The sequence below is a fragment of the Streptomyces viridiviolaceus genome (genome assembly GCF_014650995.1).
Classification (GTDB): domain Bacteria; phylum Actinomycetota; class Actinomycetes; order Streptomycetales; family Streptomycetaceae; genus Streptomyces; species Streptomyces viridiviolaceus.
The window spans coordinates 18,050-44,576 of record NZ_BMWA01000009.1; the positions used below are offsets into that span (position 1 = coordinate 18,050).

General features: G+C 72.2%; 28 protein-coding genes. 19 read left to right on the top strand and 9 right to left on the bottom strand.

Annotation, left to right across the window (positions count from 1 at the left end):
* The first annotated feature begins 18 nt into the window (after positions 1–18).
* From IE260_RS14110 to IE260_RS14120, 3 genes are all read left to right on the top strand, one after another.
* Positions 19–864 carry a sulfurtransferase gene (locus tag IE260_RS14110; protein ID WP_189871600.1) on the top strand — a complete coding sequence of 282 codons (846 nt, stop codon included), beginning with the start codon at positions 19–21 and terminating at the stop codon, positions 862–864.
* Between the two features lie 40 nt (positions 865–904).
* Positions 905–1,192, top strand: coding sequence for a DUF1416 domain-containing protein (locus IE260_RS14115; RefSeq protein ID WP_010351646.1), 288 nt, complete (start codon positions 905–907; stop codon positions 1,190–1,192).
* A gap of 100 nt (positions 1,193–1,292) precedes the next feature.
* Positions 1,293–1,553: a DUF3099 domain-containing protein gene (locus IE260_RS14120; protein WP_189871602.1), complete on the top strand. Its 261-nt coding sequence runs from the start codon at positions 1,293–1,295 to the stop codon at positions 1,551–1,553.
* Between the two features lie 7 nt (positions 1,554–1,560).
* On the opposite strand, the gene IE260_RS14125 is transcribed toward IE260_RS14120, so the two are convergent.
* Positions 1,561–1,923 (bottom strand): DsrE family protein, encoded by a 363-nt coding sequence (locus IE260_RS14125; protein ID WP_189871604.1) that lies wholly within the window; start codon positions 1,921–1,923, stop codon positions 1,561–1,563.
* Between the two features lie 262 nt (positions 1,924–2,185).
* Between IE260_RS14125 and IE260_RS14130 the strand changes: the two genes are divergently transcribed.
* Genes IE260_RS14130 through ygfZ form a run of 3 tightly spaced genes read left to right on the top strand, consistent with a single transcriptional unit; the run spans position 2,186 to position 4,205 of the window.
* The gene (locus IE260_RS14130) at positions 2,186–2,761 is read left to right on the top strand and encodes a heme-binding beta-barrel domain-containing protein (RefSeq protein WP_189871606.1); all 576 of its coding nucleotides are present in this window, start codon (positions 2,186–2,188) and stop codon (positions 2,759–2,761) included.
* Positions 2,762–2,792: 31 nt separating this feature from the next.
* Positions 2,793–3,230 (top strand): Fur family transcriptional regulator, encoded by a 438-nt coding sequence (locus IE260_RS14135; RefSeq protein WP_189871608.1) that lies wholly within the window; start codon positions 2,793–2,795, stop codon positions 3,228–3,230.
* A 9-nt stretch (positions 3,231–3,239) separates the two neighbouring features.
* A complete protein-coding gene (gene ygfZ, locus IE260_RS14140) occupies positions 3,240–4,205 on the top strand; it encodes a CAF17-like 4Fe-4S cluster assembly/insertion protein YgfZ (RefSeq protein WP_189871610.1) in 966 nt (321 codons plus the stop codon).
* Positions 4,206–4,211: 6 nt separating this feature from the next.
* Here ygfZ and dtd read toward each other — a convergent pair whose 3' ends face one another.
* Complete coding sequence (dtd, locus tag IE260_RS14145; RefSeq protein WP_189871612.1) at positions 4,212–4,637, bottom strand: D-aminoacyl-tRNA deacylase; 426 nt, start codon at positions 4,635–4,637, stop codon at positions 4,212–4,214.
* Between the two features lie 168 nt (positions 4,638–4,805).
* Between dtd and IE260_RS14150 the strand changes: the two genes are divergently transcribed.
* The 3 genes from IE260_RS14150 (at position 4,806) to IE260_RS14160 (ending at position 7,818) form a co-directional block, all read left to right on the top strand.
* Positions 4,806–5,423 (top strand): RsiG family protein, encoded by a 618-nt coding sequence (locus IE260_RS14150; RefSeq protein ID WP_189871614.1) that lies wholly within the window; start codon positions 4,806–4,808, stop codon positions 5,421–5,423.
* A gap of 76 nt (positions 5,424–5,499) precedes the next feature.
* A complete protein-coding gene (locus tag IE260_RS14155; protein ID WP_189871616.1) occupies positions 5,500–6,498 on the top strand; it encodes an asparaginase in 999 nt (332 codons plus the stop codon).
* 63 nt (positions 6,499–6,561) lie between these two features.
* Entirely contained in the window at positions 6,562–7,818 is a 1,257-nt protein-coding gene (locus tag IE260_RS14160) for a GNAT family N-acetyltransferase (RefSeq protein ID WP_189871618.1), read from the top strand.
* Between the two features lie 142 nt (positions 7,819–7,960).
* Here IE260_RS14160 and IE260_RS14165 read toward each other — a convergent pair whose 3' ends face one another.
* Positions 7,961–8,146, bottom strand: coding sequence for a hypothetical protein (locus IE260_RS14165; protein WP_189871620.1), 186 nt, complete (start codon positions 8,144–8,146; stop codon positions 7,961–7,963).
* 185 nt (positions 8,147–8,331) lie between these two features.
* On the opposite strand from IE260_RS14165, the gene IE260_RS14170 reads away from it, so the two are divergent.
* Positions 8,332–9,246 carry a winged helix-turn-helix domain-containing protein gene (locus tag IE260_RS14170; RefSeq protein WP_189871622.1) on the top strand — a complete coding sequence of 305 codons (915 nt, stop codon included), beginning with the start codon at positions 8,332–8,334 and terminating at the stop codon, positions 9,244–9,246.
* A gap of 39 nt (positions 9,247–9,285) precedes the next feature.
* Here IE260_RS14170 and IE260_RS14175 read toward each other — a convergent pair whose 3' ends face one another.
* Complete coding sequence (locus tag IE260_RS14175) at positions 9,286–9,474, bottom strand: hypothetical protein (protein WP_189871624.1); 189 nt, start codon at positions 9,472–9,474, stop codon at positions 9,286–9,288.
* A 139-nt stretch (positions 9,475–9,613) separates the two neighbouring features.
* Here IE260_RS14175 and IE260_RS14180 point away from each other — a divergent pair, with 139 nt between their 5' ends.
* The 4 genes from IE260_RS14180 to IE260_RS14195 all read left to right on the top strand — a co-directional run bounded on the left by IE260_RS14180 (position 9,614) and on the right by IE260_RS14195 (position 14,792).
* On the top strand, positions 9,614–10,492 hold the full coding sequence (locus IE260_RS14180) for a winged helix-turn-helix domain-containing protein (protein WP_189871626.1): 879 nt from the start codon (positions 9,614–9,616) through the stop codon (positions 10,490–10,492).
* On the top strand, positions 10,492–11,235 hold the full coding sequence (locus tag IE260_RS14185; protein WP_229880754.1) for an HAD family hydrolase: 744 nt from the start codon (positions 10,492–10,494) through the stop codon (positions 11,233–11,235). The genes IE260_RS14180 and IE260_RS14185 overlap by 1 nt, the downstream gene beginning before the upstream one ends.
* Positions 11,236–11,471: 236 nt before the next feature.
* A complete protein-coding gene (locus IE260_RS14190; protein ID WP_189871630.1) occupies positions 11,472–12,362 on the top strand; it encodes a winged helix-turn-helix domain-containing protein in 891 nt (296 codons plus the stop codon).
* A gap of 240 nt (positions 12,363–12,602) precedes the next feature.
* The gene (locus IE260_RS14195) at positions 12,603–14,792 is read left to right on the top strand and encodes a phosphotransferase family protein (RefSeq protein WP_373303339.1); all 2,190 of its coding nucleotides are present in this window, start codon (positions 12,603–12,605) and stop codon (positions 14,790–14,792) included.
* A gap of 75 nt (positions 14,793–14,867) precedes the next feature.
* On the opposite strand, the gene IE260_RS14200 is transcribed toward IE260_RS14195, so the two are convergent.
* A complete protein-coding gene (locus IE260_RS14200) occupies positions 14,868–15,758 on the bottom strand; it encodes an NAD(P)-dependent oxidoreductase (protein ID WP_189871634.1) in 891 nt (296 codons plus the stop codon).
* A gap of 238 nt (positions 15,759–15,996) precedes the next feature.
* Between IE260_RS14200 and IE260_RS14205 the strand changes: the two genes are divergently transcribed.
* Both IE260_RS14205 and IE260_RS14210 read left to right on the top strand, forming a co-directional pair.
* The gene (locus tag IE260_RS14205; RefSeq protein ID WP_189871636.1) at positions 15,997–16,968 is read left to right on the top strand and encodes an ATP-binding cassette domain-containing protein; all 972 of its coding nucleotides are present in this window, start codon (positions 15,997–15,999) and stop codon (positions 16,966–16,968) included.
* On the top strand, positions 16,965–17,783 hold the full coding sequence (locus IE260_RS14210) for an ABC transporter permease (RefSeq protein ID WP_189871638.1): 819 nt from the start codon (positions 16,965–16,967) through the stop codon (positions 17,781–17,783). The genes IE260_RS14205 and IE260_RS14210 overlap by 4 nt, the downstream gene beginning before the upstream one ends.
* Here IE260_RS14210 and IE260_RS14215 read toward each other — a convergent pair.
* Entirely contained in the window at positions 17,764–20,886 is a 3,123-nt protein-coding gene (locus IE260_RS14215; protein WP_189871640.1) for an ATP-binding protein, read from the bottom strand. The genes IE260_RS14210 and IE260_RS14215 overlap by 20 nt on opposite strands.
* Positions 20,887–21,033: 147 nt before the next feature.
* Between IE260_RS14215 and IE260_RS14220 the strand changes: the two genes are divergently transcribed.
* From IE260_RS14220 to IE260_RS14230, 3 genes are all read left to right on the top strand, one after another.
* On the top strand, positions 21,034–21,573 hold the full coding sequence (locus IE260_RS14220; protein ID WP_189871642.1) for a helix-turn-helix domain-containing protein: 540 nt from the start codon (positions 21,034–21,036) through the stop codon (positions 21,571–21,573).
* An 80-nt stretch (positions 21,574–21,653) separates the two neighbouring features.
* The gene (locus tag IE260_RS14225) at positions 21,654–22,292 is read left to right on the top strand and encodes a hypothetical protein (RefSeq protein ID WP_189871644.1); all 639 of its coding nucleotides are present in this window, start codon (positions 21,654–21,656) and stop codon (positions 22,290–22,292) included.
* A 105-nt stretch (positions 22,293–22,397) separates the two neighbouring features.
* Positions 22,398–22,733 (top strand): DUF2516 family protein, encoded by a 336-nt coding sequence (locus tag IE260_RS14230; protein WP_189872119.1) that lies wholly within the window; start codon positions 22,398–22,400, stop codon positions 22,731–22,733.
* Positions 22,734–22,751: 18 nt separating this feature from the next.
* Here the strand turns inward: IE260_RS14230 and IE260_RS14235 are convergent, their stop codons facing one another.
* The 3 genes from IE260_RS14235 to IE260_RS14245 form a co-directional block, all read right to left on the bottom strand.
* Positions 22,752–24,146 carry a PP2C family protein-serine/threonine phosphatase gene (locus tag IE260_RS14235; protein ID WP_189871645.1) on the bottom strand — a complete coding sequence of 465 codons (1,395 nt, stop codon included), beginning with the start codon at positions 24,144–24,146 and terminating at the stop codon, positions 22,752–22,754.
* 299 nt (positions 24,147–24,445) lie between these two features.
* Positions 24,446–25,528: a C40 family peptidase gene (locus IE260_RS14240; protein ID WP_189871647.1), complete on the bottom strand. Its 1,083-nt coding sequence runs from the start codon at positions 25,526–25,528 to the stop codon at positions 24,446–24,448.
* A gap of 192 nt (positions 25,529–25,720) precedes the next feature.
* Positions 25,721–26,506: a class I SAM-dependent methyltransferase gene (locus IE260_RS14245; RefSeq protein ID WP_189871649.1), complete on the bottom strand. Its 786-nt coding sequence runs from the start codon at positions 26,504–26,506 to the stop codon at positions 25,721–25,723.
* Positions 26,507–26,527 lie beyond the last annotated feature (21 nt).

Here is a 26,527-nt window from a genome sequence, read left to right on the forward strand (position 1 = left end):
TGCCCCGGAGGAGAAACCATGAGCCGTACCGACGTCCTGGTCGACGCCGACTGGCTTCAGGAGCACCTGGACGACCCGAACATCGCGATCGTCGAGGTGGACGAGGACACGTCCGCGTACGACAAGAACCACATCAAGAACGCGATCCGGATCGACTGGACCCAGGACCTCCAGGACCCGGTCCGCCGCGACTTCATCGACCAGGAGGGCTTCGAGAAGCTCCTCTCGGCGAAGGGCATCGCCAACGACACGCTGGTGATCCTGTACGGCGGCAACAACAACTGGTTCGCGTCCTACGCCTACTGGTACTTCAAGCTGTACGGCCACGAGAACGTCAAGCTCCTCGACGGCGGCCGCAAGAAGTGGGAGCTGGACGCCCGCGAGCTGGTCGACGGCACCGACGTGCCCGAGCGCCCGGCGACCGACTACAAGGCCAAGCCGCAGGACACCTCGATCCGCGCCTTCCGCGACGACGTGGTCGCCGCGATCGGCGCGCAGAACCTGGTCGACGTCCGGTCCCCCGACGAGTTCTCCGGCAAGCTGCTGGCCCCGGCCCACCTCCCGCAGGAGCAGTCGCAGCGCCCGGGCCACGTCCCGACCGCCCGCAACATCCCGTGGTCCAAGAACGCCAACGACGACGGCACCTTCAAGTCGGACGAGGAGCTGAAGGCCCTCTACGCGGAGGAGCAGGTCGACCTGGCGAAGGACACCATCGCCTACTGCCGCATCGGCGAGCGCTCGGCCCTGACCTGGTTCGTGCTGCACGAGCTGCTGGGCGTGGAGAACGTCAAGAACTACGACGGCTCCTGGACCGAGTACGGCTCCCTCGTCGGCGTGCCGATCGAGCTCGGCGCCAACAAGTAAGTCACCCGACCGACCTTTCCCAACCCCTCAGGAGTACGACATGTGCGGAGCGAAGGCCGGCGGCCCCGACGCCTCGACGATCAAGCCCGGTGAGACCACGATCCAGGGTCAGGTGACCCGCGACGGCGAGCCGGTGACGGGCTACGTCCGTCTGCTGGACTCCACCGGCGAGTTCACGGCGGAGGTCCCCACCTCCGCGACGGGCCAGTTCCGCTTCTACGCGGCCGAGGGCACCTGGACCGTCCGAGCGCTCGTCCCGGGCGCCACCGCCGACCGCACGGTCGTCGCCCAGCAGGGCGGACTGGCCGAGGTCGCGATCGCCGTCTGACGGCACCCGACGGCGAAGGGCCGCACCTCGCGGGTTGGACACCTTGAGGTGCGGCCCTTCCGCATGCCCGGCACGGCCCGTGCGGGCCTACGCTGGAGGCATGTACGCACGGCGTCGGCACCGGTACTTCGCCCTGATGGGGACGTGCATCGCACTCTTCGTCCTGGCCTGGGGAGTCGTGCGCAACTGGTCCGTCCCGGCGGCCGTGGCCATGTGCGTGGTGGCCATGGTCATCCCCCCGATCGCCGCGATGGTCGCCAACCGCCGCGGCCCCGACGACCGCTGGTGGGACGACCCCTCGGGCGACCCGAAGTCCGACGAGTGGTGGGACGAGCTGGACGGCAAACGGCCGCGGAGCTGAGCGCGCCCTAGTACACGAGCGCCTGCGTGTCGTCCGCCAGCGCCTCCTGCACGAACACCTGCGCGCCCGCGATCCGCACGCCCTCGATGACGTCCTTCTCCGTGATCTCGCGGCGGGCCGCGCACTGCGTGCACAGGGTCAGCCGGCCGCCCGCCAGCACCGAGTCGAGCAGATCGGGCAGCGGCGCGGCGTGCGGCAGCTCGAACTCGGCGGCCCGGCCCGGCAGCGCGAACCACGACGACTCGCCGGTCAGCCACAGGGAGACGTCGACGCCACTGGCCACGGCCACCGCCGCCACCGTGAACGCCTGCGAACACCGCTCGGGGGCATCGGCCCCCGCCGTCACCTTGATCACGAGCTTCTTCGCCATGGCCGAATCGTACGGCTCCCGAGTGGGCGCACCTCACAAAGTGCCGCCGACACCGGCCGCGTAAGCTGGTGTCCGGCCCTGTGCACACAGCGCACGCACCGCACCCCGCTCAATCGAGGAGCACCCCGTGGAGATCTTCTTCGAAATCCTGCTGGTCCTGGTCTGCGTCGGCGTTCTCGCCTTCGCCGGACTGACCGTGAAGAAGCTGTACCAGGGCCAGCGCTGACGCCCCCCACCGACGTACGAGACTGCTGAGCTGCTCATGATCGAGATCCCGTCCGACCTCCACAAGGACCTCGTCCCGCTGGCCTTCCTGCTCGGCGACTGGGCGGGCGCGGGCGTGCACGACTTCCCCGGCGCCGAGAAGTGCAACTTCGGGCAGGAGGTCACCTTCGGCCACGACGGCCGGGACTTCCTCGAGTACCGCTCCCACACCTGGGTGCTGGACAACGACGGCAACAAGGTCCGGCCGCTGGAGACCGAGTACGGCTTCTGGCGCATCGACGCGGCCCGCAAGGTCGAGGTCACGCTGACCCGCGACGACGGCGTCGTCGAGATCTGGTACGGCGAGATGGCCGACCAGAAGCCGCAGATCGACCTGGTCACGGACGCGGTGGCCCGCACGGCCGGCGCCCGCCCGTACTCCGGCGGCAAGCGGCTGTACGGCTACGTCAAGAGCGACCTGATGTGGGTCGGCGAGAAGCAGACCCCCGAGGTCGAGCTGCGCCCCTACATGTCCGCGCACCTGAAGAAGGTCGTCACCCCGGAGGACGTCGAGCGCTGGGCCAAGGCCCTCCCGGACGACCTGCCGGACGACGGGATCGCCTTCTTCAAGTAGGTCGTTCGTCCGGCCGTCCTAGACTTGCGGTGTGGTGAGCACCGACTGGAAGACGGATCTGCGGCAGCGCGGCTACCGGCTGACGCCGCAGCGGCAACTCGTGCTCGAAGCCGTGGACACCCTGGAGCACGCGACCCCCGACGACATCCTCGGCGAGGTGAGGAAGACGGCGTCGGGGGTCAACATTTCCACGGTCTACCGGACCCTGGAGCTCCTGGAGGAGCTGGGGCTGGTCAGCCATGCGCATCTGGGGCACGGGGCGCCGACGTACCACCTGGCGGACCGGCACCACCACATCCATCTGGTGTGCCGCGACTGCACCAACGTGATCGAGGCCGATCTGTCGGTGGCCGCGGAGTTCACCGCCAAGCTGCGGGAGCAGTTCGGGTTCGACACGGACATGAAGCACTTCGCGATCTTCGGCCGCTGCAAGGACTGTTCCCTGAAGGGCTCACCTACCGAGTCGTAGGCTAAGCGTATGAAGAGCCCTCTGCTGTCCCTGCCCGGCGCGGTCCCCGCCGAGGGCGTGGACGAAGGCGTCGCCGCCCACTACGGCGACCTGTTCCGCGAGCAGCGTGCCCTCGCCGACGGCACCGGCTTCGTCGACCTCTCCCACCGCGGGGTCGTCACGGTCACCGGCGAGGACCGGCTCGGCTGGCTGCACCTGCTGCTCACCCAGCACGTCAGCGACCTCCCGCCCGGCCGGGCCACCGAGGCGCTGATCCTCTCCGCGAACGGCCACATCGAGCACGCGCTGTACCTCGTCGACGACGGCGAGACCGTCTGGGCCCATGTGGAGCCCGGCACCCAGGAGGCGCTGATCGCCTACCTGGAGTCGATGAAGTTCTTCTACAAGGTCGACGTCGCCGACCGCACCGCCGACATCGCGGTCGTCCACCTGCCGGCCGGTTCGATCACCGAGGTGCCCGAGGGCGTCATGGTCCGCGAGACGCCGTACGGCCGCGATCTGTTCCTGCCGCGCACCGAGCTGGAGCCGTTCGCCGCCCAGGCCGGCCCGCCCGCCGGGATCCTCGCCCACGAGGCCCTGCGCGTCGAGCAGCACCGCCCTCGCCTGGGCTTCGAGACCGACCACCGCACCATCCCGCACGAGCTGGGCTGGATCGGCTCGGCGGTCCACCTGCAGAAGGGCTGCTACCGGGGGCAGGAGACGGTCGCCCGGGTGCAGAACCTCGGCAAGCCCCCGCGCCGGCTCGTCTTCCTGCACCTGGACGGCAGCGAGGTCCACCTGCCCGGGCCCGGGACCGAGATCCGCCTCGCGGACGACGGCCCCGACGGCCGGAAGATCGGCTTCGTCACCACGTCCGTACGCCACCACGAGCTGGGCCCGGTCGCCCTCGCCCTGGTGAAGCGCAACGTGCCGGTGGACGCCCGGCTGGTGGCCGGCGACACGGCCGCCGCCCAGGAGACCGTCGTCGAGCCCTGAGCGGCCCTAGACCTCGACCAGGACCGTGAACGGGCCGTCGTTCGTCAGCGACACCCGCATCTGCGCGCCGAAGCGGCCCGTCGCCACGGTCGCGCCCAGGGAGCGCAGCCGGGCGACGACCTCGTCGACGAGCGGCTCGGCGACATCGCCGGGCGCCGCGGCGTTCCAGGTGGGACGACGGCCCTTGCGGGCATCGCCGTAAAGAGTGAACTGGCTGATCACCAGAAGCGGGGCGTCGATGTCGCTGCACGACTTCTCGTCGTGCAGCACGCGCAGCGACCAGAGCTTGCGGGCCAGCTGGGCCGCCTTCTCCTTGGTGTCCTCGTGGGTGACGCCGACCAGGACGCACAGCCCCTCGCCCTCGATCGCCCCCACCGTCTCGCCGTCCACGACGACGCTCGCGCCGTCCACCCTCTGCACCACTGCACGCATACCGCCATGATGCCGTGCGCCCCCAGGGCGACCCCTGGCGGCCCCGTACGGGTTTCTTTTCGCTCCCTAACCCCCCATCTGGGGCGGATCACGGGCACTCGGTCACATAGCGGCCACTTGGGGTGGCACGATGCTCTCAGACGCCGGTCGAGGGGACGGTAGAGGCATATGAGCACACCGAGTACGGGACAGTCGCCTGTGGCTGTCGCGTTGACTTATGCGGGGGCCCTCGAGGCGCCCCGGCCGCCCGTGCAGCGCACGGACAGCCCGGAGCTGCCGGCGGATCCTCCCAGGAACGATCTGACCGCGCTGAGCCTGCCCGAGCTGCGCACCCTGCGCCGGGACGCCCAGCGCGACGAGGCGGACCTCAGTTACGTGCGGCGGCTGCTGCAGGGGCGGATCGACATCCTGCGGGCGGAGCTGGCCCGGCGCGGGCCGGCGTCCGTGGTGGACACGGCGGAGGCGTCCGTGGTCGAGCGGCTGCCGGAGATCCTGACCGACGCGCCGGCCCGGCAGCGCTCCTCCGCCCGCCATGTGACGCTGGGCACCCCGCGGGGCGAGGAGTACCGGAGGCTGGCGGCGGAGATGCTCGCCGAGGTGGAGCTGTCGGACCTCGGCGCCCGCACCGACCTGGAGCTGAACACCGCGATGGCCCGGCTCGTGCGGTACGAGCAGCAGGTCTCCCGGCGGCGGCAGCGGCTCCAGCGCACCGCCGACGAGTGCAGCGCCGAGATCGCACGCCGGTACCGTGAAGGGGAAGCACAAGTAGACGACCTGCTCGCGTAAGGCCAGGAGCCGACCTGGGGCCCGGTGATCCCGGGCCGTTTCCGCGACGGGTCCCCCGTCCGGAAGGCCACCGCCGATGCCCGCGTCCTCGTCCGCCTCCACGTCCTCGTCCGCGCCGTCCGCCATATCGTCCGCCGTGCCGCCCGTCCTCGCCGAGGTCGTCCGTTCCGGCTTCGTCGAGGGCCGGCACCGGGGCAGCCTGGTCGTCCTCGGGGCCGACGGGGCCGTGGAATTGGCGCTCGGCGACGTGACGGCGCCGGTCTTCCCGCGCTCCGCCAACAAGCCGATGCAGGCGGCGGGCGTGCTGCGGGCCGGTCTGGACCTCGACGGGGAGCGGCTGGCGCTGGCCGCCGCGAGCCACTCGGGCGAGGCCTTCCACCGTGACCTGGTCCAGAAGATGCTGGCCGAGTACGGGCTGGACCCGGCGCTGCTGCAGTGCCCGCCGGACCTGCCGCTGGACCCGGTGGAGCGGGACGGCTACCTGGCGGCGGGCGAGGTGGCCGACCGGGTGACCATGAACTGCTCCGGCAAGCACACCGCGATGCTGGCGGTCTGCGCGCAGCAGGGCTGGCCGCTGGAGACGTACCTCGACCCGGAGCATCCGCTTCAGCGGCTCATCCACAGGGTTGTGGAGGAGGCGGCGGGCGAGCCCGTCGCCGCCGTCGGTACGGACGGGTGCGGGGCGCCCCTGATGGCGATCAGCCTCGTCGGGCTGGCCCGCGCCTTCCGGTCCTTCGCCGGCGCCGAGTCCGGTTCCGCCGAGCGCCGGGTCGCCGACGCGATGCGCGCCCACCCGGAGTACGTCGCCGGCACGCGCCGCCCCGACACCTGGCTGATGCGCGAGGTGCCGGGCGCGCTGTCCAAGATGGGGGCGGAGGCGGTCCAGGCGGTGGCGCTGCCGGACGGCCGTGCGCTGGCCTTCAAGGTGGACGACGGGGCCACGCGGGCGCTGGGCCCGGTGCTGGCCCGCGCGCTGACGCTGATGGGTGTGGACGCGCCGGTGGTGGAACGGATCGGCCACGCGCCGCTGCTGGGCGGGGGCCGCGAGGTGGGGGAGATCCGCGCGGCTTTCTGAGCGGGCGGCGGGCGGGCGGGAATTCCCGCGACGCGGGCGCCCCGGTCGACCTACCGTGAGCGCATGACCCGCCCTGCCGACATCGACGTACGTCCCATCACCGAGGCCGAGTTCCCCGACTGGAACCGGGCTCTGAACACCGGGTTCCTCCAGGCACCCGCGATCGGCGACGAACAGTTGCGGGCCCGCCGCAACCAGTTCGTCCCCGGCCGTCTCCTGGGCGCCTTCGACGGCGACCGGTGCGTGGCGACCTTCCGGTCCTTCGCCCAGGAGCTCACGGCCGTCGGCGGCGCCGCCGTCCCCGCCGACGCCGTCTCCAACGTCACCGTCAGCCCCACGCACCGCCGCCGCGGCCTGCTCACCCGCATGATGGCGCAGGACCTGGCGGCGGCGAAGGAGCGGGGGGACGTCGTCGCGACGCTGATCGCGGCCGAGTACCCGATCTACGGCCGGTACGGCTTCGGCCCGGCCACCACGATGACCGAGTGGACGGTGGACGTGCCGCGCGCCGGGCTCGACCCCCGTTGGGCGGCCCCGGAGGACGGCGGCCGGATCGACCTCGTGGACGGCGAGGACGTCCGCAAGCTGGGCCCCGAGCTGCACGGGCGGCTGCGCCGGGCACAGCCGGGCGCGGTCAGCCGGGCCGAGTTGTGGTGGCAGACCAGGACCGGGGTCCTGAGCATGGACGGCTCCGCCTGGCGCGAGCCCTTCTACGCCGTGTACCGCTCGTCGGCCGGCGAGGTCGAGGGCATGGTGTCGTACCGGGCGGACGACCACTGGGGCGACGCCAAGCAGCCGCTGAACACGGCGACCGTCGACTGGCTGATCGGCGTGACCCCGGCCGCCGAGCGCGCCCTGTGGCGCTACCTGTGCTCGATCGACTGGATCACCACGGTCCGCAGCGGCTGGCGGGCCCCCGACGACCTGCTCCCGCACTTCCTGCCGGACCCGCGCGCGGCGCGCATCACCACACAGGCGGACTGGCTGTGGGTGCGGATCCTCGACGTCGTACGGGCCCTGGAGGCGCGGACGTACGACGGGTCGGGGGCGCTGGTGCTGGAGGTCGCCGACCGGGACCGGCTGACCGGGGGCCGGTGGCTGCTGGAGGCGTCGGAGGCGGGGGCGTCCTGCACGCCGACGACGCGCAGCGCCGATCTGGTGCTCGGCGTGGGCGAGTTGGCGGCTCTGTGGCTGGGCGACGAGTCGGCGGTGCGGCTGGCGGCGCTGGGCCGGGTCCGGGAAGAACGAGCGGGCGCCGCCCGAGTGGCCGACGCCCTGCTGCGTACGTCCAGGCGGCCTTGGTGCCCGGACATGTTCTGAGGTCGCTCCCTTCCGCCGACGACGGTGTGCATCCGTAGCGTGCTCTTCGGTTGTGGTTGTGGTTGTTGTGCGGTGGTGCCGACCGCCTGACCGGGCTCCCGGCTCCCCTCCGGATGGGAGCCCGGACGGCAGTTCGTTCGGTTCAGCCGGACTGAGCGAGCAGCATCACGAGGATCACCGCGCCCACACCGCTGATCATGGTGTTCTTCGCCTTGATGCCGATGGACAGCGCGACGAAGGCGATGATCCCCATCGGCCCGTACTTCCACTGCACGAGCTGCTCGAACCCGATGGCCAGAGCGGCGACGACGACGGCGATGAGCGGCATGGTGGTCCCCCTTCGGGCCGTCCCCCCGTGGGACGGCCCCAACTGTCACCGTGGTGGCCAACCCCCGAGAGGTCTGACCACGTTGCTCAAGTTGGCTGCCAACTTCACTGTACTTATCTCCGCTTGGATGCGGCTCATAACCACCTTTCCGTGAACTGCCTAAAGATGGCGGGAAGTTGTAGTGTTTGGTCGTGGAGCCGGAACACGCCTCCGTCAACGGACGCAAGACGACGCAGCCGCACCAGAGAACCCATCGCGAGGTGGCCGACGAGCTGCGCGCCCGGATCAGGTCCGGTGCGCTGCCGCCGGGCCGGCGCATGCCCACGCAGGCCCAGCTGGCCGAGGAGTTCGGCGTGGAGCGCGGCACCGTCCGCCAGGCCCTGCGCATCCTGCAGTCGGAGCACCTGCTCACCAACGTGACCAAGGGGAGCCCGGCGACCGTCGCCCCCGACCTCGCGAAGGCGCTGACCGGCCCCGGGGCGCCGCCCCTGCCCACCACGGTCGCCCTCGCGCCCCGGATCGCCTCCGCCTTCGCCGCCCAGCACGTCGAGATCGACGCCCTGTGCCTGACCTCGGTCTCCCTCACCCTCGCCATCGGTGAACCGCTGCGCCAGATCCACGCGGGGCGGCTGAAACCGGCCAAGATCGACGTTCGCGTACTGCTGCCGAGCCGGGACATCGACCTCGCCTTTCCGGTCCCGGTGGCCGGCCGCGACGGGGACGGCGACCCCGTCCACCAGCGGTGGCTGGCCATGCGCAACGCCCAGGGGCAGGTGCTCCAGCACAACCTGCTGGCGCTGCGGGCGACGCACGGCATCGACGTGAGCGTCTCCTTCCGCGCGCTGCCCTTCACGCCACCCGTGAAGCTGTACCTGCTCAACGGCGTGGAGTCGCTCTTCGCCTACTACACCGTCACCCGGCGCGAGCAGGAGATCGACCACCGGCAGCTGGAGATGTACGACGCCGAGGGCACCCAGTCGGTGCTGTTCGCCTTCGAGCAGGGGGCCGGCCTGCGCGACACCACGTTCGTGGAGCAGTCGCACCTGTGGTTCAACGCACTGTGGGAGACGATCAGTTCGGAGCTGCTGCTCACGACCTGAAGGTCTCCCACGGCGGACGATCCGGGTGGCACGGTTCCTTCATAGGGCGGGCCCCGCGACCAGGAGGGCCAGCACGACCGCTCCGGCGGAACTGACGGACGGGCTCTTGGCCTTGACCCCTATCGTGAGCAGGAGCAGGCCGATGATGCCGGTGGCGCCGTACTTCCACTGGACGAGCTGCTCGAAGGCGACGACGAGGACCGCGGTGACGAGGGCGAGGACGGGCATGGTCTTTCCCCCTTCGGAAGTAGAACTTCCGCCAACTCGGCGAAGTTGGCAACCAACTCTGACTATGTTGTCCCCACTTGGCTACTACTTATAAACAAGTTTCAAACAACTCCACTTAGGTAGGTCGGAGTTGTAGCGTTTGGTCGTGACTCAGGAGAACGTGGCCGTGAACGGCAGCAGAAGGCTCTCGTCCCAGGAGATCGCCGACGTCCTGCGGGAACGGATCCGCGTCGGGGACCTCAAGGCGGGAGACCGCCTGCCCACCCAGGCCGAGCTCGCCGAGGAGTTCGGCGTGGAGCGCGGAGCCGTCCGGCAGGCCCTGCGGGCGCTCCAGGAGGACGGCCTGCTCACCAACGTCAGCAAGGGCAGCCCGCCCCGCATCGCCGAGCTCGCCCCGGCCCGGGGCGAGCCCCAGCCGACCATGGTGGCTCTGGGGCCGCGGCTGTCGGAGGCGTTCGCGGTGCCGCGCGTGAGGGTGGACGTCGTGTGCCACACCTCCGAGACGCTGATGCTGGCGCTCAGCGAGCCGCTCCGGCTGATCCACGAGGGCCGTATCCGGCCCGACTCCATCGAGTTCCGCGTCCTGATGCCGTCGCGGGACATCAACCTGGCCTTTCCGGTGCTGGTCGAGGGCCACGGCGCCGAGGACCCGGTCCATCAGCGGTGGCTGCAGATGCGCAACGCCCAGGCCCGGGTGCTCCAGCACAACCTGCACGCCGTGCGCTCCACCCACCACATCGACGTGCACGTCGCCTTCCGGGCGCTGCCCTTCACCCCTCCGATGAAGCTCTACCTGCTCAACGGCGAGGAGGCCCTCCTCGGCTACTACATGCTCACCAGACGCGAGGAGGAGTGGGAGAGCCGGACCCTGGAGATGTACGACGCCCTGGGCTCCCAGTCCCTGCTCTTCTCCTTCCTGAAGCGGGCGGGGCACCGGGACGCGGTGTTCGTGGAGGAATCCCAGAAGTGGTTCGACGCCCTCTGGGAAACCATCACCTCGGACCTGACACTCTCCTAGTGACTTCTGATACGACGCAGACCGAACCGGTCGCAGAGAAGACCGAAACCGACCCGGAGCGGCTCCGGGACCTGATTGCGGGTGCCCGCGTCGTGCTCTGGGACTTCGACGGGCCCATCTGCCGTCTGTTCGCCCGGCACTCGGCGGAACGGGTGGCCGCCGACCTGGTGGAGTGGCTGGAGGGGCGCGGCCTGCACGGCCTGCTGACCGAGGCCGAACGGGAGTCGCTGGACCCGCACGTCGTGCTGCGCGCGGTGGACCGCCGGCACCCGGGCAGCGACCTGGTGGACGAACTGGAGGAACGGCTCACCCAGGAGGAACTGCGGGCCGCGTCCTCGGCGATGCCCACCGCGTACGCCGACCCGCTGATCCGCACCTGGACGGCCGTGGGCGCACGGCTGGCGATCACCACCAACAACTCGCCGCGCATCGTCCGCACCTACCTGGCCGGCCGCGGCCTCCTGTCCTGCTTCGCCCCCCACATCTACGGCCGCACCCAGGACCTCCACCACCTGAAGCCGGACCCGCACTGCCTCAACCGCGCCCTGAACGCCATCGGCGCCGCTCCCTCCGCCGCCCTGATGATCGGCGACACCCCCTCGGACCTCGAGGCCGCCCAGCGAGCGGCCGTCCCGTTCCTCGGCTACGCCCGCAACGACCGCAAGGCCAAGCTGCTGAGGGAGGCCGGGGCGGAGGTCGTGGTGGAGTCCCTGGAGCCGCTGCTGACGCTGCTGCGGGGGTAGCGCGCCCACCGGCCGGACCGCACCCCTGGACCCCGGCGCGTCTCCGGGCATCTGGAGAAGCACGGCCGTCACCCCCTGTCCTGTCCGGTGCCGGGCAACTGGACCATGCGCTTGCCTGGTTGCCTGCCTGAACCAGGCATGCCCGGTCAACTTGATCCGTTAACCGACAAGTTGGCCGGACTGCTTGTCTGACCGAAACCGGTTTGCCTGTCGGTCGACGGCGGTAGGTACGGCGTGTGACTGCCAAACGGGGCGGGGACGGCAGGGAGTTCCGGCGCGTCGCCGAGACCCTGCGGTTCCGGATGGCCGACGGGACGTACGCGCTGGGCGCCCTCCTGCCCTCGCAGCGCGAGCTCGCCCAGGAGTTCCGGGTCTCCCGGGACACCGTCCAGCGCGTGATCCAGGAACTGGGCAACGAGGGCTGGATCGAGAACCGGCAGGGCACCCGGGCCCGGGTGGTCAAGAGCCAGCGCATCCAGTCCTCGACGCCCAAGGCCACCAGGTCGCGTCACCCCCTGACGCTGGGGCCGCTGATCAGCGAGGCGTTCGAGCAGCCCGAGGTCACCCTGGACGTCTACACGCTGACCTCCGAGTCACTGGACGCGCACATCCGCGTGCAGGCGGAACGCATCCGGACACGCGCCATCGCTCCGCAGCGCATCGCCCTGCGCATGCTCCTGCCGTCGGAGTCGCTGCCTCTGCCCTATCCGCGGGCCAGGCACGACAGTGACAACAAGCGGTTGCGGCACCGCCTGCACCACATCACCCGACGGCACTCGGAGTCCCTGCGTGAGGTGCTGCGCGAGCTGGAGACGGAGCGTCTGGTGCCGTCCGTGGAGCTGGAGATCCGCCACACCCCGTTGACCCCCACCTTCAAGCTCTACGTGATCAACGGCGCGGAAGCGCTGCACAGCCCGTACGAGGTGATCGAGCGGACCATCGTTCTGGACGGCCGGGAGACCATCGACGCGTACGACGTGCTCGGCGTCGGGGCGACGTTGACGCACCACGTGAAGGACGCCGATCCCACATCGCCGGGTTCGGCCTTCGTGGCGAGCATGCAGGTCTGGTTCGACTCCGTCTGGAACCTGCTGTCCGAGGCACCCGACAGGTCGGGCGCCGGCTGACGACCTCCGGCTGCGGGACGTACCTGGGCGCGTGCTGTAGCATTCCCGCACCGATTGAGCAAACGCTCGCTTTCCTGCGTATGAGAGGGCCGACCGGCCAACCTGGTGCGGGCCCCGCAGCCCCTGCGCAGAAGGGTTTCGCCACCCGTTGGGGTCAAGCCCGAGCGGTCCGCCGTGCGCGGCACCCGCCGCTTGCTTACCGTTTGCCATACCGTCACCTCTCTCGTACCGGAGCGGCCCGTGGGCGCACCTCCTCTTCCCCGCCCTCTTCTCGGGGAGCGCGCCACGCCCGACGGAGTCTGCAGGGATTTCGTGGCACGGGCGACGCAGCTGGGCCAGACGATCAGCGGCCACCACAATCAGAACCACGTACTGCCGCTGACCGAGGCCATGGCCCGCGTGCTCGACCGGGAGGTCGGCGACCTCGTGACCGTGCGGATCCGGCGTCCCGACGCGCTGCCCGTGGTGATCCGGACCTGGCGGAACGAGGCGGAGATCCTCGCCGCGGTCAGGGACGTCCTCCCGTACGTGCCGGAGTGCCTGGTCGAGGGCAACGGCTGGGCGATCCACAACTACGTCGAGGGCGTCTCCCTCGCCAGCGTCTGCGGCAACGGCAAGACCGTGGACGCCCTGATCATCAAGGGTCTGACCGGCCTCCTCGCCCAGACCACCCAGGTACGGCGCGGTGCGCTGCCGCCCCTGCCGTCCGTGTGGCCGCGCAACGACATGGACAGCCAGGGATTCCTGCGGGCCCTGGCGCACCTTGCGGACCAGCAGATCAGGCAGCCCAACCGGGCGGTCTACGGCGGGCTGTTCGCCGCGCTCGGCATCCCGGAGGACGCCCTGGTCCGGCTGGCCGAACGGGTCCCCCCGATGGCCCGCCGTCCCTACAGCCTGCTCCATGCGGACCTGCACCGCGACAACGTGATCGTGTCCTACGGAGGGGATCCGCCCCTCATCTGCGTCGACTGGGAGCTGGCAACCTACGGCGACCCCCTGCACGACCTCGCGACGCACCTGGTGCGCATGCGGTACCCGTCCCACCAGTGGGGCGAGGTGATCGACGCGTGGGTGGCGGCCATGCAGGAGGCCCGCCCGGCCGCCGTCGTCGGCCTGTCCACGGACCTGCGTCACTACGTCGCCTTCGAGCGGGCGCAGTCCGTCTACCCCGACGTGATGCGGGCCGCGCGGTCCCTGGAGGAGTCGTTCACGCAGAAGAGCCTGGACGAGGCCACGGCCGAGGTGCGCCGCGCGCTGGAGGCCGCCGCGGAGCCGCTGCGGCTGGCGGAGCTGCCGGGCGAGGGCGAGATCGAGCGGGCGCTGTTCCGGTGGCTGGCGTCGCGCAGTGACGGTCACATCGCCGGGCGGGACTGGATCGCGAAGGCCTTCGAGTGGGCGCCGGACCGACGTGTGCCCGAACGGCCCGACTTCCCCGCCGCGGCCGTCCGGGAGGCGCTGCTGGCCGAGGGGGCCGCGCCCGCAGGCCGGGTGTTCAAGGGGACCGCGCACCTCAACACGGTGGTCTCGGTGCCGGGCATCGACCACCCCGTGGTCGTACGGCGCAAGCTGCCGGAGAGCTGCCGCCGCGAACTCAGCTTCCTCAGCGAGCACGCGGTGCTCCGGGCGATCGAGGAGGCCGCCGTCGAGGTGGCCGCGCCCCGGGTCCTGGCACTGGGCGAGAGCTACCAGAACGACGCCTTCGCCCTGCACACGTACGTCGGCCCCCGTGGCATCGGCCGGCCCCCCGACCACCCGGTGAACGGCCTGCTCCCGCACGAGGCGGACGCCCTCGTCGACCAGTTGTGCGCCCTGACCCGGGTGGACTACAAGCAGGTCGATCCGGCGGCCGGCGAGGGTGGCTTCCACAGCTGGCTGAAGGACCAGCTGGTGTCCCTGGTCCGGGAGCTGCCGAAGGAGTCGCAGCAGCTCGCCCGGCTGCTGGGGCTGCCGGACGCCGACCGGCTGCACCAGATCCTGTCCCGCCACGAGGTCAGCCACCGGGAGCCGTCCCTGCTGCACGGCGACCTGAACCCGTGGAACCTGGTGCGGCGCGACGACCACCTCGCCCTGACGATCATCGACTGGGAGATGGCACTGGTCGGCGACCCCCTGTACGACCTGGTCCGGCACATGCACCTCACCCCGACCCGGCCGGAGATCCGCGACCGCATGTTCCGCCGCTGGGAGCGCCGGCTGTCCGCCGCGTACACCACGGACTGGCACAAGGACTGGCGGGTGTACCGCCGTCTGGAGATCGTGCGCTCGGCGTACATCGACCTCGACCGCATCGTGACGGGCGCCGGCCTGAACGCGCCCAACGTCAGCCGGGCCGTCGACTCCTACGCGGTGACCCTGGCGGTCGCGACGGGCTCACTGGGCCTGCCACTGCGCGCCACGGCGAACCCCTACCTCGTCCGCGCCCTGGCGTAGCCCCGCCGCGGGCCGCGTACGCTCACGCGTGGGCGAGGCCGGGCCGGGATCGCCGGACCGACGGCCGGTGCCCGGTCACCGGCGGCCCAGTACCTCGGCGATCCGGGTGAAGCCGTCCGAGCCGTGGCCGAGGGCGATGACCCGTCGGGCCTGGCCCTCGATCACGCGCATCAGGCTCGCGTCGATGCCGTGGGCCTCGGAGGCGTGGACGACGTGGGCCATGGTCGACGCCGCCGAGGTGATCGGGTTGCCCTCGCCCGAGTGCGTACCGGCGTCCGTCTCCGCCGCGAACTCCGTGAACAGCGGCGGGAGGATCGTGGCGATGCCCTGGGCGAACGGCGCGAGTTCACCGGCGGTGACGCCCTCCGCCCGGGCCACCGCGAGGGCGTGGACGTAGCCCGCCATCGCGGTCCAGAAGATGTCGAGCAGAGCGATGTCGTACGCCGCGGCCCGGCCGATCTCCTCGCCGAGGTGGGTGTGGGTGCCGCCGAGCGTGTCCAGCACCGGCCGGTGCTGCCGGTACAGCTCCTCGGGGCCGCTGTGCAGGAACACCGCGTCGGCCGTGCCGATGGTCGGCGTCGGGGTCATGATGGCGCCGTCCAGGTAGCGGATGCCGTGCCGGGCGGCCCACTCGGCCGTGTCCCGGGCCCGCTCGGGGGTGTCGGCGCTCAGGTTCACGACGGTGCGGCCCTTGAGGGCGGTGGCGACGGCGTCCTGGCGCAGTACGGCGTCGGAGGCGTCGTAGTTCACCACGCAGACGACGGTCAGCGGGCCGGCGGCGACCGCCTCCTCGGCGGAGGAGGCCGGGATCGCGCCCCGGGCGACCAGGTCGGCGTCGCGGCCGGGCGTGCGGTTCCAGACGGTGGTGCGCAGGCCGGCGGCCAGAAACGCCTGGGCCAGCGCCCGGCCCATCGGGCCGAGGCCGAGGACGGTGACGGTGGCGGGCTGGTCGGTGTGCACGGACATGGTGGTTCGACTCCCGTTACGTGATCGAGGGCAGGACGGAACGACGCGCTGCCGCGGCTGCTGGAATCCGGCTCGCGTCTCTTCGCCCCATCAGGTTCGGCCGTCGGCCGCGCGTTGCCCAGTACGCACAAAAAGGTGCGTGTCCCGACGGCCGCCGAGAAGCAGCGGGCGGCCGGTTCCGGGGCACTGAAACCGTCGTGAAACCGCGTTGAACGCGCCCTGCCGCAAGCTCTGCGGCATGACGACAACGACCTCGCACTCACTCGCCATCGCGGCCAAGGGGCTGCGCAAGGCCTACGGGGACAAGACGGTCCTCGACGGCATCGACCTGGCCGTGCCGGCCGGTACCGTCTTCGCCCTGCTCGGTCCGAACGGCGCGGGCAAGACCACCGCCGTGAAGATCCTGTCCACGCTCATCGGCGCCGACGCCGACGACCTGCACGTGGGCGGTCACGACCTGGCCGCCGACCCGCAGGCCGTGCGGGCCGCGATCGGGGTGACCGGGCAGTTCTCCGCCGTGGACGGCCTGATCACCGGTGAGGAGAACATGCTCCTCATGGCCGGCCTGCACCACCTCTCCCGCAGCGAGGGGCGCCGGGTGGCCGCTGAGCTGCTGGAGCGCTTCGACCTGACGGAGGCCGCGAAGAAGCCGGCCTCCACCTACTCCGGCGGCATGAAGCGCCGCCTCGACATCGCCATGACGCTGGTCGGCGACCCGCGGATCATCTTCCTCGACGAACCGACCACCGGCCTCGACCCGCGCAGCCGCCACACCATGTGGGGCATCATCCGCGAACTCGTCACGGGTGGCGTCACGGTCTTCCTCACCACCCAGTACCTGGAGGAGGCCGACGAACTCGCCGACCGCATCGCCGTCCTCAACGACGGCAGGATCGCCGCCGAGGGCACCGCGAAGGAGCTGAAGCGGCTCATCCCCGGCGGGCACGTGCGGCTGCGCTTCACCGACCCCGCCGCCTACCGGTCCGCCGCCACCGCGCTGCGCGAGGCCGCCCGCGACGACGACGCCCTCACGCTGCAGATCCCCAGCGACGGCAGCCAGCGCGAACTGCGCGCCATCCTCGACTGGCTGGACACCGCCGGCGTCACGGCCGACGAGCTGACCGTGCACACCCCCGACCTCGACGACGTGTTCTTCGCCCTGACCGGCGACACCACCGCCACCCACCAGCCCGAGGAGACCGTCCGATGAACGCCCCCCTGGCTCCCGCCCGCCCGTCCAGGATCTCCCTCGCCGTCCGCGACTCGAACACGATGCTGCGCCGCAACCTCCTGCACGCACGGCGCTACCCGTCCATGACACTGAACCTGCTGCTCACGCCGATCATGCTGCTGCTGCTCTTCGTCTACATCTTCGGTGACGTGATGAGCGCGGGCATCGGCGGCGGCGGCGCCGACCGCTCCGACTACGTCGCCTACATCGTCCCGGGCCTGCTGCTGATGACCATCGGCAGCACCGTGATCGGGGCCGCGATCTCCGTCTCCATGGACATGACCGAGGGTCTCATCGCCCGCTTCCGCACGATGGCGGTCTACCGGGGCTCTCTGCTCATCGGGCACGTCGTCGGCAGCGTGCTGCAGGTGCTCGCCAGCCTGGTCCTCGTCGGTGCCGTCGCCGTGGCCATCGGCTTCCGGTCCACGGACGCCACGGCCCTGGAGTGGCTGGCGGCGTTCGGGCTGCTGGTGCTCTTCGCCCTGGCGATGACCTGGATCGCGGTCGGCATGGGCATGGCCAGCCCGAACCCCGAGGCGGCCAGCAACATGGCCATGCCGCTGATCCTCCTCCCGCTCATCTCCAGCGCCTTCATCCCCGCCGACACGATGCCGGGCTGGTTCCAGCCGATCGCCGAGTACCAGCCGTTCACGCCGGCCATCGAGACCCTGCGCGGCCTGCTGCTCGGCACCGAGATCGGCCACAACGGGTGGCTCGCGATCGTCTGGTGCGTCGGCCTGACCGCGCTCGGCTACCGCTGGTCGACGGCGCTGTTCAACCGCGACCCGAGGTGAGCGCGCGCACCGCCTCCCACAGCTCGTCCCGCTCCAGGGCGGCGTACTCCGACACCGCGTCGGCGTACGCCGCCCTGTCGGCGTCCTCGGCCGCCTTCCGGGCGCGGTCCGCCGACATCGTCGGCTGGTAGTCGCGCAGCACCCGCAACCGCTCGGCCAGCGCGATCATCCGTACGGCACCGGCCTCACCGGACGCGAGCCCCGCCATGCCGAGGGCGTGCAGCACCGTCCCGACCACAGGCAGCTCCACGGGCGAGGCGGAGGAACCGGGGAGCAGGGCCGGCAATCCCTGCCGGAGCCGGTCGACCGTCACCGCGACCAGCTCCAGACGGCGGGCGTGCGCGTGCGCCGTCACCGCCGCCGACTGGATCTGCAGCGCCCACCGGTCGAGGAAGGGGTCGTCGCCGCCCGGCCAGCCGGCCGTCGGCATCCACTCCACGGCGCTGCGCCACAGGCCGAGCCCGACCTCCGTCAGCCCGCGGGCGAGCGCGATCTCGGCGCGTTCGCCGAAGCCGGGGCTGTGGCTGTCCTCCTGCGTGCTGCCGGCCTCGGCCTGCCGCAGCCAGTACTCGGCCTCCTCGGGATCGCCGCGCTGCAGGCAGGCGAGGACGAGGCCGCCGCGGACGCCGATGGAGTCGTGCTCGTCACCGAGCCGCGGCAGCACCTCGAGCGCCGCCTTGAGGTGCCCGTACGCGGCCTCGCCCCGCTCCGTCCTCAAGCACAGCTCGCCCAGCCGGGCGTGGCCTATGACCTGCAGGAACGGGCTGTCGACCGGCGCCAGTGCGGTGATGATCCGGTGCGCGGAGGCGAGCGCGCGGTCGATGTCGTGCTCGTACTCCCACACGTAGGTGGCGACGCACTCGGCGATACCGGCGAGCAGGGGCTGCTCGCTGTCGCAGAGCTTCTGCAGCGCGTCGTAGCCGGGCGGCCGCATCTCGGGGAGCGCGCCCAGCACGATCGCGATGGCGCGCACCAGCGTGTCCGGTGGGGCCGGGGGCAGCCGCCGGAGGGTGACGAGCTGGCGTACGACGTGCGGGCCGTACCCCATGAACAGGCTCGCCGTGCACAGTACCGCGGCGGCGCGGGCGACTTCGACGTACTCGGGCTCGGGGCGGTAGTGCGACAGCGGCGGGCCGGTTTCCGCGGCGAGGGCGGTGAGGCGGGGGTAGTCGGTTCCGGTGGACCACAGGGCGGCGAGGACGGCGGTGAGGGCGGCGGTGGTGGGGCCGTCCGTGCGGGCCAGGGCGTGCCGCAGGGCCAGCACGAGGTTGTCCTGCTCGGCCCTGATCTGCTCCCAGGCGGCCGCCGGTCCGGAGCCGAAGAACCAGTCGTGGTGCGCGACCCCGAAGTCCCGCGCCCAGGCGAGGAACCGGCCGACGGCCTCCTCGTCCTCGCCCGCCTCCGCACGCCGGGTGGCGCTGAACTCCCGTACCGTCTCCAGCATCCGGAACCGCACGCCGGCCGGGGTGTCGGCGACCGTGAGCAGCGACTGATCGGCCAACTGCTCCACCAGGAACAGCGCGTCCGCGCCCAGCACCCGCTCCGCCGCCTCACCGGTGAAGCCGCCGGGAAAGACGGACAGGGTGCGCAGCGCCGCCCTGGCGTCCTCCGCGAGCAGGTTCCAGCTCCAGTCCACGACCGCGTGCAGGGTGCGGTGGCGCTCGGGCACGCCCCGCACCCCGCCGCGTAGCAGCGCGAACCGGTCGCCGAGCCGACGGGCGATCTCCGGCACCGACAGCACCCGTACGCGCGCCGCCGCCAGCTCCACGGCCAGCGGCAGCCCGTCGAGATGGCGGCACAGTTCGGCCAGCGTGTCCGGCGGCAGCTCCACACCGGGCCGGGCGGCCCGGGCCCGCTGGGTGAACAGCTCGACCGAGGTGTCGAGACCGAGCTCGGGCAGCGCGTACACGGCTTCCGAGGTGAGGCCGAGCGGGGCGCGGCTGGTGACGAGCACCCGCAGGTCCTTCGAGGAGGAGACCAGGGCCTGTACGAGGCCGGCGGCGCCGCGGACGACCTGTTCGCAGTTGTCGAGGGCCAGCAGGGCGGGCCCGGAGCCGAGCACGCCGAGGATGCCGGCCACGGGGTCGGCCGGGGTGTGGCCGCTCAAGGCGCCGTGCCGTCCGTCCCCCGCGCCGAGCGCGGAGGCGACCTCCACGGCCACGTCCTCGTCCGCGGTGACGCCGGCGAGCGGCACGAAATACACCACGCGCTGCTCGGCCCGGCGGCTGACGGCGTGCGCGAGCCGGGTCTTGCCGAGGCCGCCGGGGCCGACGACGGTGACGGCGCGGGAGGCGCGCAGCAGCCGCTCCACCGCCGCGATGTCATCGTCCCGGCCGAGGAGCGGGTTCGGCTCGTGTGGCACGCCGTGCCTGACCACGGGCGACTCGCCGCGCAGCAGCTCCTGCTGTACGGCCTTGAGCCCGGCGCCCGGATCCGTGCCGAGCTGGTCGCGCAGCTCACGGCGGTACGCCTCGTACCGCGTCAGCGCCGCGGACGGGCCCGCCGTCGCCGCCTCGCCGCGCAGCAGCTCGGCGAGCACCTCTTCGTCGCGCGGGTGCTCCGCGGCGGCCACGGCCAGCGGCCCGGCCGCCTCCGCGTGCCGCCCCAGCCGGGCGAGCGCGAGCGCCTGCGCGCGTACGAGCGTGCCGCGGACCGGGGCGCGTTCGGCGCGCAGCGCGGCCACGGGGTCGTCGGTGTGGCCGGCCCCGTCGGGGGCGCCCTCCCACAGCGCGAGCCCGGCCTCGGCCGCGGCCAGCGATCCCGCGTGGTCCCCGGCCCGGGCCCGGTCCGCGCTCGCGGCGGCGTGCAGCAGCAGGGCGGAGGCGTCGACCTGGTCCTCGGCGAGCGCGAGCCGGTATCCGGTCGGCGTGCTGGCGATGACGTCGGCGCCCAGCTGCGACCGCGCCCTGGACACGAGGACCTGCACCGCCTTCGCCGGCCGCTCCGGCAACTCGTCCGGCCACAGCCCTTCCACCAGCCGCTCGGTGCTGCAGCCCGTGCGCAGGTCGCCCGCGAGCAGTGCGAGGAGGCCGCGGAGCCGGGGCGCGGTGACCTCTCGCCCGCGGTAGGCGACACGCGGCAGCAGGGTCAGGTCGGTGGTCATCCGTGCAGACTAGTCAAGGCGCCGGGCGCCGGAACTCCCGTTCGCCCAGGCGGCCTTCGCGGGAACGCGCGGCCGCTGGCGCCCAGCGCCTCAAACTATTGCAAGCGGGTGCTTGCAATAGTTAGCAGCGTGGGGCATCGTGGAGGCATGGCATCGCTCAACGTCGGCAATCTCGGTGAGTACCTGCGCGAGCAGCGGCGCAACGCGCAGCTGTCCCTGCGGCAGCTCGCCGACGCCGCGGGGGTGTCCAATCCGTATCTGAGCCAGATCGAGCGCGGGCTGCGCAAGCCGAGCGCGGAGGTGCTGCAACAGGTCGCCAAGGCACTGCGGATCTCCGCCGAGACGCTGTACGTGCGGGCCGGGATCCTCGACGCGGAGCGGGGACGGGACGAGGTGGAGACGCGTGCGGTCGTCCTCGCCGATCCCACGCTGAACGAGCGGCAGAAGCAGGTGCTCCTCCAGATCTACGACTCGTTCCGCCGGGAGAACGGGTTCGGGACCGCCGCGGACGGCGCGGCTCCCGCTCAGGACGACGCACAACAGGCCGCCCGGGGTGACGAGGCCGACGCCCTCGACGGCGGCACCTCCATACGCACCCTGCGCGCGGCCGACGGCGACGGCAGCGCCGCGCGCCACCCCCGTACGACCGGCGGCGATGCCGCCGACCCGCAGCAGACGGCCGGATGAGAAGGAGCGAACAGCCGGCCGGCCGGGCGCGGGAAACCCACAAAACCCTCAGCGACACGTGATCCGGGAGGACCATCACCATGGCCATCACCGACGACCTGCGCAAGACCCTCAGCGACCCCACCCCGCTCTACTTCGCCGCGGGCACCGCCGACCTCGCCCTGCAGCAGGCCCGGAAGGTGCCCGCCCTGGTGGAGCAGCTGCGCGCCGAGGCCCCGGCCCGTATCGAGGCCGTCCGCAACACCGACCCGAAGGCCGTCCAGGAGAAGGCGACGGCCCGCGTCAAGGAGACCCAGGGCACCCTCCAGACCAAGGTCAACGAGCTCATCGGCTCCCTCGACGCCGACTTCAAGAAGCTCGGCGAGACCGCCCAGGACCTCGCGCTGCGCGGGGTCGGCGTCGCCGCCGAGTACGCCGTCAAGGCCCGGGAGACCTACGAGAAGGTCGCCGAGCACGGCGAGCAGGCCGTGCGCACCTGGCGGGGCCAGGCCGCCGAGGGCATCGAGGACCTCGCCGAGGACGTGGAGGAGCTGGCCATCGCCGTCGAGCCCAAGGCCGAGCCGGTCAAGGTCACGGAGGAGAAGTCCACCGCGGCCAAGCCCGGACCCGCCGCGGACAGGACGACCCCGGCCGCCAGGAAGGCCCCGGCGAAGAAGACCACCACCACCACCACGACGCCCGCCGCCACCGCCAAGAAGACGACGCCGCCCGCCAAGTGACGGGCGGAGCACACGCGGGCCGGGCACCCTTGGGGTGTCCGGCCCGTTCTACGGGTACGGTGACCGCGTAGGGACGACCCGAGTCTGGTGGTGGACGTTGTGCTGATGCAGGGGTTCGCAGGCTTCATGTGGCTGCTGAGCATCGCCCTGATCCTTTTCAGCGGCTTCGCGTTGATCGACGCCGCCACGCGCCGCGAGGACGCCTATCGAGCGGCCGACAAGAAGACCAAGCCTTTCTGGCTGATCATCCTCGGGCTCGCCTTCGTGGTGAACCTGGTCTTCAACATCCTGTCGTTCCTGCCGATCCTCGGCCTCATCGCGACGATCGTGTACATGGTCGACGTCCGGCCCGCGTTGCGCGGGCTGCCGGGCGGCGGGCGCAACACCCGCCGCGGCTCCAGCAGCGACGGCCCGTACGGACCGTGGAACGGCGGGCGCTGAGCCCGCCTTCCGGGCCGGTCAGGGCATCCGGTCCAGCAGCAGGACCGCCACGTCGTCCGTCAGCTCACCGCCGTTGAGGTCGCGGACCTCGTTCACCGCGGCCTGCAGCAGCTCCTCGCCGCGCAGGCCGCCGGCGAACTGGCGGCGGACCATCTCCACCATGCCGTCCTGGCCGAGCCGCTCCCTGCCCTCGCCGATGTGCCCCTCGATGAGGCCGTCGGTGTAGAGCATCAGGCTCCACTCGGCGCCCAGCTGCACCTGCATCCGCGGCCAGCGGGCGCCCGGCAGCAGCCCGAGGGCCGGGCCGTTGTTGTCGTACGGCAGCAGCCGTGCGGGCAGGCCGGGCCCGGCGACCAGCGGTGCCGGGTGCCCGGCCAGGCACAGGCCGGCGCGTCGGCCGTCCGGTGCTATGTCCACGGCGCACAGGGTCGCGAAGATCTCGTCGTCCGAGCGTTCGTGCTCCAGCACCTGCTGAAGGGTGCCGAGCAGCTCGTCGCCGCACAGCCCCGCGAGGGTCAGCGCCCGCCAGGCGATGCGCAGCTCCACGCCGAGCGCCGCCTCGTCCGGGCCGTGGCCGCAGACGTCGCCGATCATGGCGTGCACGGTGCCGTCCGGGGTGCGGACGACGTCGTAGAAGTCACCGCCGAGCAGCGCGCGCGAGCGGCCGGGGCGGTAGCGGGCGGCGAAGCGCAGCGGGGAGCCGTCCAGCAGGGGCGTCGGCAGCAGGCCGCGCTCCAGGCGGGCGTTCTCCTGTGCGCGCAGCCGGCCCTCGGCCAGGCGCCGCTCGGCCGAGTCGGAGCGCTTGCGCTCGACGGCGTAGCGGATCGCCCGGCTCAGCAGCCGGCCGTCCAGCTCGTCGCGGAACAGGTAGTCCTGGGCGCCGACCGCCACGGCCTCCGCGCCGCGCTCGGCGTCGCTGGAGGAGGTGAGCGCGAGCACGGCGTGCCGGGGCGCGAGCTCCAGCACGTGCTTGAGCACCGACAGCTCGTCGTCGTCCTCCTCGCCCGCCCGGCCCGGGGCCGGCAGGGCGAGGTCCAGCAGGATGCAGTGGACGTCGTCGGTCAGCAGCCGCTCGGCCTCCGTGAGGTTGCGGGCCGTGCGGACGCGGATCGGCTTGCCGGCCTGGTCGAGCAGGTCCGGAACGATCGGCGAGCCGCCCGGATCGTCCTCGATCAGCAGCAGCGTCAGGTTGGTGTGTGCGGTGTTCTCGCGCTGGTCCGTGGTGTTCTCGCGCTTCTCCGGGGTGGTCGCGCGCTGGTCCGAGGGGGCCAGGCGCTGGTCCGTGGTGTTCTCGGCCGGGGTCTTTCCGAGCGGGGCCTGTTCCTTGGAAGGGCCGCCGCCCGGGGGCGCGGCCGGCGCCTGACCACACTCCACGGCCGGGATCGCTCTCTGCCGCGGTACGGGTACGGGCATCTTCTTGGGTTCCTTCCCTCCCCCCGAGGGCATGGTGGGGCGAGGGACCTCGACCCACCGACGGGGACCATAGCGGGTGACAGCGCCGCTGCGGAATGGTCCAGAACACGCCGGGCGTCCATCGGCCACTGTCATATGCCGCGTTCCGTACCGCAGTTGGACACGACGACGGCGGGCCGGGGATGACGAACGTCACGCGGGCGGGGCGCCGGGCGTGGAGTGGCTCACGTGGGGCACGTCACGCCCGCCGGTGCGGGGGACGTGGCCCCGGTCACGTGGCCGCCGCCGGCCGGCGCGCCTCACGCGTCGGGCCGCACCACCCCGAGGATCGGCATCGAGCCCGCCCCCGCGATCGTCACCGACCGCCCCGGGCGCGGGGCGTGCACCATCTTGCCGTCGCCGACGTACATCCCGACGTGGCTGGCGTCGTCGAAGTAGATGATCAGGTCGCCGGGACGCATCTCCGTGACGTCGACGTGCCTCAGCTGCTTCCACTGCGCCTGCGAGGTGCGCGGCAGGGCCCGTCCGGCCGACGCCCACGCCTGTGAGGTCAGGCCGGAGCAGTCGTAGGACTTCGGGCCCTCGGCGCCCCACTGGTACGGCTTGCCGATCTGGGCGGTGGCGTACTCCACCGCCTTCCTGCCCTGCTCGGTCGCGCCGCCCTTGAGGTCCTTGAGGATGCCGGAGCCGAGCCAGGCGGTCTGCGCCTTGGCGGCGGCCTCCCGCTCAAGGCGCTCCAGGCGCTCCTTCTCCTCCTTCTCCAGCTCGGACTCGAGCTCCTCGGCCGCCGCGATCTGCTTCTCGACCTTCTTCTGGGCGGCGGCCTTGGCCTTGCGGTTCGCCTCCAGCTTCTTCCACTGGGCCTCGGCGTCCGCGGCGTAGGTCTTCAGGTCCTGCTGGGTGCGGGTCAGCTCCCCGATCAGGCCCTTGGTCGCGCGCTGGCCCTGGAGCACCCGGCCGGTGCCGTCGAGGAACTCCTCGGGGTCGTCGCTCAGCATCAGCTTGGCCTCGTCGGGCAGCCCGCCGGTGCGGTACTGGGAGCGGGCCGCGGCGCCCGCCCGGTCCTGCAGCCGGTCCAGCTTCTCCTGGCCCTTGACGATCTTCTTGGCCAGCTCGACGATCTCGGCGGACTGCTTGCGGGCCTTCTCCTCGGCGGCGTTGTACTCCTCCGTGGCGGAGGCCGCCGCGCGGTAGAGCTTGTCGAGCTTCTTCCGCACGGCTTCGAGGTCCTTGGTGGAAGCGGCGGGCGGGGCGGTCGGGGTGCTCGTCCGTGACGGTGTGGGGTTCGGGTCCGCGAACGCCGTGCCCGGTGCCGCCAGCACGGTGACCGCGCAGACCACGGTCACCGCAGCAGTCGTCAACCCACGCTTCCCCGTACGCATGCCTCGCCCCCAAGCTGATTAACCGTCAGTAACATCGGTCGCCTGGGGGATCGTGCCATGCCGGCGCGGAAAGCGACAGGGGCAGTCCTTCCCCCCTCCTGTCCCGCGACACGGCCTCTCCCCCGCTGTGTGACGAACGCCGCACGGAGATCGTTCCCGCGCCCGGTCCGGCCGTGCGGATCCGGCAGCGGTTCAGCCGCGCGGCGCCAACGCCGCCCAGCGCACCGTCACTTCGCCCTGCCGCCACCGCACCGGCCCGTCCGTCACCGGCCAGTCGGCCGTCAGGTCCCGCACCGCCCGCATCCAGCGCTGGCGGGCACCGTAGGAGGCGTAGGGCGCGGCGGCGGCCCAGGCGCGGTCGAAGTCGCGCAGGAAGGCGTGCACCGGCTCGCCGGGGACGTTGCGGTGGATGAGCGCCTTCGGCAGCCGCTCCGCCAGGTCCGAGGGCTGCCGGAGCGAGCCCAGCCTGGTCGCGAAGGTGACCGTGCGGGGCCCCTCCGGCCCGAGCGCGACCCAGACGTGCCGGCGCCCGATCTCGTCGCAGGTGCCCTCGACGAGCAGTCCGCCGCGCGAATGCGCCGTCGCCGGCGCGAGCCGCGCGCACAGCCGCTCCCAGACGGCGGCGACCTCCGCCTCGTCGTACTGCCGCAGCACGTTCGCCGCGCGGATCAGCTCGGGCCGCTGCGGGAGGGGTATCTCGAAGCCGCCGTGCCGGAAGGCGAGCCCCTCGCGTGCGTACGGCTCGGCCGCCGCGACCCGGGCGGGATCGATCTCGACGCCCACCACGCGCGCGTGGGGCGCGGCGCCGCGCAGCCGGTGCAGCAGTTCCACGGCGGTCCAGGGGGCGGCCCCGTAGCCGAGGTCGACGGCGACGGGGTCGGCGGCGCGCCGCAGCTCGGCGCCGTGCGTGGCGGCGATCCAGCGGTCCATGCGGCGCAGGCGGTTGGGATTGGTCGTCCCGCGCGTGACCGTTCCCACAACGGGGGTCCCCCCGCTCGA

Coding starts and splice junctions, on each gene's coding strand:
- IE260_RS14115 (WP_010351646.1), top strand. CDS start 905: ATGTGCGGAGCGAAGGCCGGCGGCCCCGACGCCTCGACGATCAAGCCC.
- IE260_RS14235 (WP_189871645.1), bottom strand. CDS start 24,146: ATGCCCGTACCCGTACCGCGGCAGAGAGCGATCCCGGCCGTGGAGTGT.
- IE260_RS14125 (WP_189871604.1), bottom strand. CDS start 1,923: ATGGCGAAGAAGCTCGTGATCAAGGTGACGGCGGGGGCCGATGCCCCC.
- dtd (WP_189871612.1), bottom strand. CDS start 4,637: ATGCGTGCAGTGGTGCAGAGGGTGGACGGCGCGAGCGTCGTCGTGGAC.
- IE260_RS14160 (WP_189871618.1), top strand. CDS start 6,562: ATGACCCGCCCTGCCGACATCGACGTACGTCCCATCACCGAGGCCGAG.
- IE260_RS14240 (WP_189871647.1), bottom strand. CDS start 25,528: ATGCGTACGGGGAAGCGTGGGTTGACGACTGCTGCGGTGACCGTGGTC.
- IE260_RS14200 (WP_189871634.1), bottom strand. CDS start 15,758: ATGTCCGTGCACACCGACCAGCCCGCCACCGTCACCGTCCTCGGCCTC.
- IE260_RS14230 (WP_189872119.1), top strand. CDS start 22,398: ATGCAGGGGTTCGCAGGCTTCATGTGGCTGCTGAGCATCGCCCTGATC.
- ygfZ (WP_189871610.1), top strand. CDS start 3,240: ATGAAGAGCCCTCTGCTGTCCCTGCCCGGCGCGGTCCCCGCCGAGGGC.
- IE260_RS14210 (WP_189871638.1), top strand. CDS start 16,965: ATGAACGCCCCCCTGGCTCCCGCCCGCCCGTCCAGGATCTCCCTCGCC.
- IE260_RS14220 (WP_189871642.1), top strand. CDS start 21,034: ATGGCATCGCTCAACGTCGGCAATCTCGGTGAGTACCTGCGCGAGCAG.
- IE260_RS14155 (WP_189871616.1), top strand. CDS start 5,500: ATGCCCGCGTCCTCGTCCGCCTCCACGTCCTCGTCCGCGCCGTCCGCC.
- IE260_RS14110 (WP_189871600.1), top strand. CDS start 19: ATGAGCCGTACCGACGTCCTGGTCGACGCCGACTGGCTTCAGGAGCAC.
- IE260_RS14225 (WP_189871644.1), top strand. CDS start 21,654: ATGGCCATCACCGACGACCTGCGCAAGACCCTCAGCGACCCCACCCCG.
- IE260_RS14165 (WP_189871620.1), bottom strand. CDS start 8,146: ATGCCGCTCATCGCCGTCGTCGTCGCCGCTCTGGCCATCGGGTTCGAG.
- IE260_RS14150 (WP_189871614.1), top strand. CDS start 4,806: ATGAGCACACCGAGTACGGGACAGTCGCCTGTGGCTGTCGCGTTGACT.
- IE260_RS14215 (WP_189871640.1), bottom strand. CDS start 20,886: ATGACCACCGACCTGACCCTGCTGCCGCGTGTCGCCTACCGCGGGCGA.
- IE260_RS14175 (WP_189871624.1), bottom strand. CDS start 9,474: ATGCCCGTCCTCGCCCTCGTCACCGCGGTCCTCGTCGTCGCCTTCGAG.
- IE260_RS14130 (WP_189871606.1), top strand. CDS start 2,186: ATGATCGAGATCCCGTCCGACCTCCACAAGGACCTCGTCCCGCTGGCC.
- IE260_RS14205 (WP_189871636.1), top strand. CDS start 15,997: ATGACGACAACGACCTCGCACTCACTCGCCATCGCGGCCAAGGGGCTG.
- IE260_RS14120 (WP_189871602.1), top strand. CDS start 1,293: ATGTACGCACGGCGTCGGCACCGGTACTTCGCCCTGATGGGGACGTGC.